Annotated in this window: 4 protein-coding genes; 3 read left to right on the forward strand and 1 reads right to left on the reverse strand. The window is 42.8% G+C overall.

Annotated elements, in window-relative coordinates; genetic code table 11:
* Positions 1-242: 242 nt before the first annotated feature.
* A complete protein-coding gene (locus tag DP116_RS27205; RefSeq protein ID WP_169158100.1) occupies positions 243-1091 on the reverse strand; it encodes a hypothetical protein in 849 nt (282 codons plus the stop codon).
* 449 nt (positions 1092-1540) lie between these two features.
* Between DP116_RS27205 and DP116_RS27210 the strand changes: the two genes are divergently transcribed.
* The 3 genes from DP116_RS27210 to gcvH all read left to right on the forward strand — a co-directional run bounded on the left by DP116_RS27210 (position 1541) and on the right by gcvH (position 4056).
* Positions 1541-2398 (forward strand): Rpn family recombination-promoting nuclease/putative transposase, encoded by an 858-nt coding sequence (locus DP116_RS27210; protein WP_169158101.1) that lies wholly within the window; start codon positions 1541-1543, stop codon positions 2396-2398.
* A gap of 60 nt (positions 2399-2458) precedes the next feature.
* Positions 2459-3595 carry a glycine cleavage system aminomethyltransferase GcvT gene (gene gcvT / locus DP116_RS27215; RefSeq protein WP_169158102.1) on the forward strand — a complete coding sequence of 379 codons (1137 nt, stop codon included), beginning with the start codon at positions 2459-2461 and terminating at the stop codon, positions 3593-3595.
* Between the two features lie 74 nt (positions 3596-3669).
* Entirely contained in the window at positions 3670-4056 is a 387-nt protein-coding gene (gcvH, locus tag DP116_RS27220) for a glycine cleavage system protein GcvH (RefSeq protein WP_169158103.1), read from the forward strand.
* The last annotated feature ends 226 nt before the right edge of the window (positions 4057-4282 follow it).

The raw sequence follows: 4282 nt of genomic DNA on the forward strand, positions 1-4282 counted from the left end.
GTTGAACGGCAGTGAAACCCAACATGAACAAGAATCAAGTGTTGGGTTTCGTTCCTCAAACGCCAGACGCCTACGGAGGGTTTCCCTCCTGGAGCTTACGCTCCCCAACCTACAGATATTATAAGTGTTTAACTTTAAGAACTCTTTCCCCCCTTTTTAAGGGGGTAGGGGGGATCGATAAGTGCTTAAAATTACAGCAAATCACTTTTCAAACAACTTCTTAGCTTTCTTGGACATCTTCACTATCTTTGACCGTTAGATAGACTTGTTTCCAGACGTTTATTACGTTTGCGCAATAATGCTGTACTCACAATTCCAAAACCCAGTAAACTTGCTGTAGCAGCAGGTTCTGGAACCTTGGTTACATTATCAGGAATAGGAGTCAAGGACAAAAGAGTAGTATTAGGCTGAGGATCAAGCAGAGGCCCATTCAAAGGGCTAAGGTATTTTGGAAATCTAACTTGCCCTTGAGAATTCAAAAATGGAGTTAAATTTGATGCATTGAAAACAGATAGAGAATTTAGATTAGTGAATGGCTCAGTGGCAGGAGCATAAAATGCAAAGTTAACGAAGTTTTTTGGATTTGAGTTATCTTCTAACCTAGATTCATATTTGACTACAGTATTGCCATATTTATTCTCGAAGCTACTGGGGCCTTGATCGTCTCTGCTTTGATTGAGTACATCCCGCAATTCGTCTGAAATCTCTACTGGAGAAACTTTCAAATCTCCTGGATTAAATTTATACTCTTTACGAGTTTCGGTTGAGTTATCAATTCCAGGGGAAGGTTCATCAATATACACTGGGTTTTGAATTGCTCCATAGAATATTTTTGCGTTGTTAGGAGCAGAGCTGTTAGGAGCAGAGGTGTTAATATTAAATTCCAGTGTATCTTCAGGGAAACCATTTACAGGAGAAGAGACTCTGCCTGGGGGAAGTTCTTCTAGAACAGAGACAGGTTGTTGTTGAGCAGGTGCAGGTTGTGGGGTTGAAGAAACTGTTTGAGCAGATGCAGATTGTGGGGCTAAAGAAACTGCCATCGCTAATACAGTAGCCGCTGATATAACTTTTGCCAATCTATTAATCATCATTCAATAACCTCTCAAATTGCTTTACGATGTGTGCAATTAATGAGATAGTTGTTAAAGTATGCACCCGCATTCTTTAAAACTAACCCTGTGGAATGGAAACTCTAAGTTAATAACATCTTTCGGAAAGAATTTCCTGAGCAAAATTAAAGCATAGTCAACAGTGTTTCTGCTAGATGTTATGTCAATTATTCATGAAAAAGACATACTATCTTGATATTGCCTTTACCACAGTGTCCTCCGTGGGGACTCCGAGTTCCCCTCTCCTTAATAAGGAGAGGGGTGCCCGATAGCGTAGCGTGCCGTTAGGCATAGGGCGGGGTGAGGTGAGACCTGTGAATGCAACGCGCGTATCGCCTCATGAACGGTACTCCGCACCATCGCAAAGCACGCATTTAGTTGGTATTGAAAACAGGCGGCATAAAATACAAAGAAGACTTAATTAAGCCCAAATGAAAACTGACTCCATTTTTTACCGCCTATTCACAACCTTTCCGAATGCTTTCTTTGAATTAATTAACCTCCAATCTAATGAGGCAAATGCCTACAATTTCGCTTCCGTAGAATTAAAACAAACAGCATTTCGTATTGATGGAGTCTTTCTTCCCGTTGCTGATGCTAGTACTCGCCCGATTTATTTTGTTGAGGTTCAGTTTCAAAAAGATGCCGAATTTTACGCCCGTTTATTTTCAGAAATATTTCTGTATTTGCGACTTTACGCACCAACTAAGGCTTGGAGAGCAGTGGTAATCTTTCCTCGCCGTAGCATCGAACCAACAAAAGTTGAACCCTATCAAGTCTTACTCGAAAGTCAACTTGTCACGCGATTATATCTGAATGAGCTTGGGGATAGGGCTGAACAATCTTTGGGAGTTGGTATCATTAAATTAGTAGTTGAAAATGAAAAACAAACTCCCGCATTAGCCAAAAACTTGATTGCCAGGACACGCACAGAGCTAACTAATGCAGCGCTTGTGCAGCAAGTGCTAGATTTGATAGAAACAATTGTACTATACAAATTACCGCGCATCAGTCGTCAGGAGTTGGTGAGGATGTTTGGATTGGGTGATTTTGATATCAAAACAACCAGATTTTATGAGGAAGTCCGTGAAGAAGTCAGACAGGAACAAGCTTTAGAGTTAATTATGCGTCAGCTTCGACGCCGTATTGGTAATATGGATCAGCAATTGCAAGAGCGTATTAGTCAGTTATCTATCGAACAACTGGAGAATCTTGCCGAAGCACTATTGGATTTTTCAAGTCAAGCAGATTTAGCGACTTGGTTGCAAGATCAATCAAATCAGGTTTAAGTACACAATAGATACCAAAAGTGAAATACTACAGACAAATGTATCTAAACAAGTAGACCTGTGGCTAATCAAGAAGAAATTATCCTGTCCTTAGCGCGATCGCCTCTATTTCAACTTGCACAAGAACTCAAAGCACGACTCACCAATTTTGGTGGTTGGGAAATGCCCGTGCAATTTGTGGGTATCACCAAGGAACACGAAGCTGTCAGAAATGCGGCAGGAATGTTCGATATTTCCCACATGGGTAAATTTACTCTGCAAGGGAAGAACCTGATTTCCCAACTCCAGTTTTTAGTTCCTTCAGATTTAAGCCGCTTGCAACCCGGTCAAGCTCAATACACTGTCTTATTAAATCCCAATGGTGGTATCATTGACGACATCATCTTTTACTACCAAGGCGAGAACGCCACTGGTGAACAACGAGGAGTAATGATTGTCAATGCGGCTACCACTGATAAAGATAAAGCATGGCTCTTGCAACATCTTGACCAAAATGAGGTGATATTCCAAGACCTTTCACCGAAAAAAGTCTTAATTGCCGTGCAAGGACCAAAAGCCGTAAGCATTCTTCAGACTTTTGTGCAAGAAGATTTAACATCTGTTAAAGCATTTGGGCACTTGGAGGGAACAGTACTAGGTAAACCAGCATTTCTTGCCCGCACAGGTTACACCGGGGAAGATGGCTTTGAGGTGATGTTAGATTTAGATGTGGGGGTAGAATTGTGGAGAAGTCTGCTCAATGCTGGCGTCATTCCCTGCGGACTCGGTGCGAGAGACACCCTCAGGCTAGAAGCAGCAATGGCACTTTATGGGCAGGATATTGACGACACGACTACCCCTTTAGAAGCTGGTTTAGGCTGGCTAGTTCATCTTGATACAAAAGGAGACTTTATCGGTCGCTCAGTTTTGGAACAGCAAAAAGCTGTTGGAGTTCAACGCCGACTAGTAGGTTTGCAAATGCCAGGGCGCAACATCGCCCGTCATGGCTACCAAGTGCTATCAACAGGTGTCGTCGTTGGAGAAGTGACTAGTGGTACACTATCACCAACACTTGGTTATCCTGTAGCTTTAGCCTATGTCCCCACTGAACTAGCGACTGTTAATCAGCAGCTAGAAGTGGAAATCCGTGGCAAAGCTTACCCAGCGGTTGTGGTAAAACGTCCGTTTTATCGATCCAAAAGCCGTGTCAGTCACTAAGTGCTGAGTAATGGGTACTATAGCTTAAATCGCTATCGTAGTGGTAATTTTTTTGATGTGGACGAGGAAGTGGTATGCCTTTTGAATATCCTGAAGATTTGAGATACCTAGATACTCATGAATACGTGCGTCTTGAAAACGAAATTGCCACCATTGGCATTACTGACTTTGCCGTAGATCAATTGGGTGACATTGTGTTTTTGGATCTTCCAGAAGTTGGTGACGCTGTCTCCAAGGAAGAAACCTTTGGCACAATTGAATCCGTGAAAGCTGTGGAAGAACTTAATTCCCCAGTTACTGGTACAGTTATAGAACGCAATGAAGTTTTGCTAGAATCACCAGAACAATTGGCAGACGATCCTTATGGCGAAGGGTGGTTGCTGAAAGTACGCGTCAACAAGTCTGGTGAAATTGATGATGCCTTGACTGCGAATGAATACAGCGCTCAGGTTGAAGGATAGAACAGAACAAGGGGGGAGTAAGGGAGTGAGGGAAATAAGGCAGAGGTAGCAATTCTCGCTTCTTCTGCTTGGCTCCCAAGTAGACGAATCCAACGTAGGGTGGGCACTGCCTATCTTCCTATATTATTGGAGTGCCGTGAGCGGGCAGTGCCCACCCTACAAATTAAAATTTTCTACTTATCATTCCTGAAGAACCCCACCCCGCCAAAGCTGCGCTTAGGCTCCC

The sequence above is a fragment of the Brasilonema bromeliae SPC951 genome, from assembly GCF_012912135.1.
Classification (GTDB): Bacteria; Cyanobacteriota; Cyanobacteriia; order Cyanobacteriales; family Nostocaceae; genus Brasilonema; species Brasilonema bromeliae.

Excerpts from the sequence above, each read along its gene's own strand:
- DP116_RS27205 (WP_169158100.1), bottom strand. The coding sequence starts at position 1,091 with ATGATGATTAATAGATTGGCAAAAGTTATATCAGCGGCTACTGTATTA.
- DP116_RS27210 (WP_169158101.1), top strand. The coding sequence starts at position 1,541 with ATGAAAACTGACTCCATTTTTTACCGCCTATTCACAACCTTTCCGAAT.
- gcvH (WP_169158103.1), top strand. The coding sequence starts at position 3,670 with ATGCCTTTTGAATATCCTGAAGATTTGAGATACCTAGATACTCATGAA.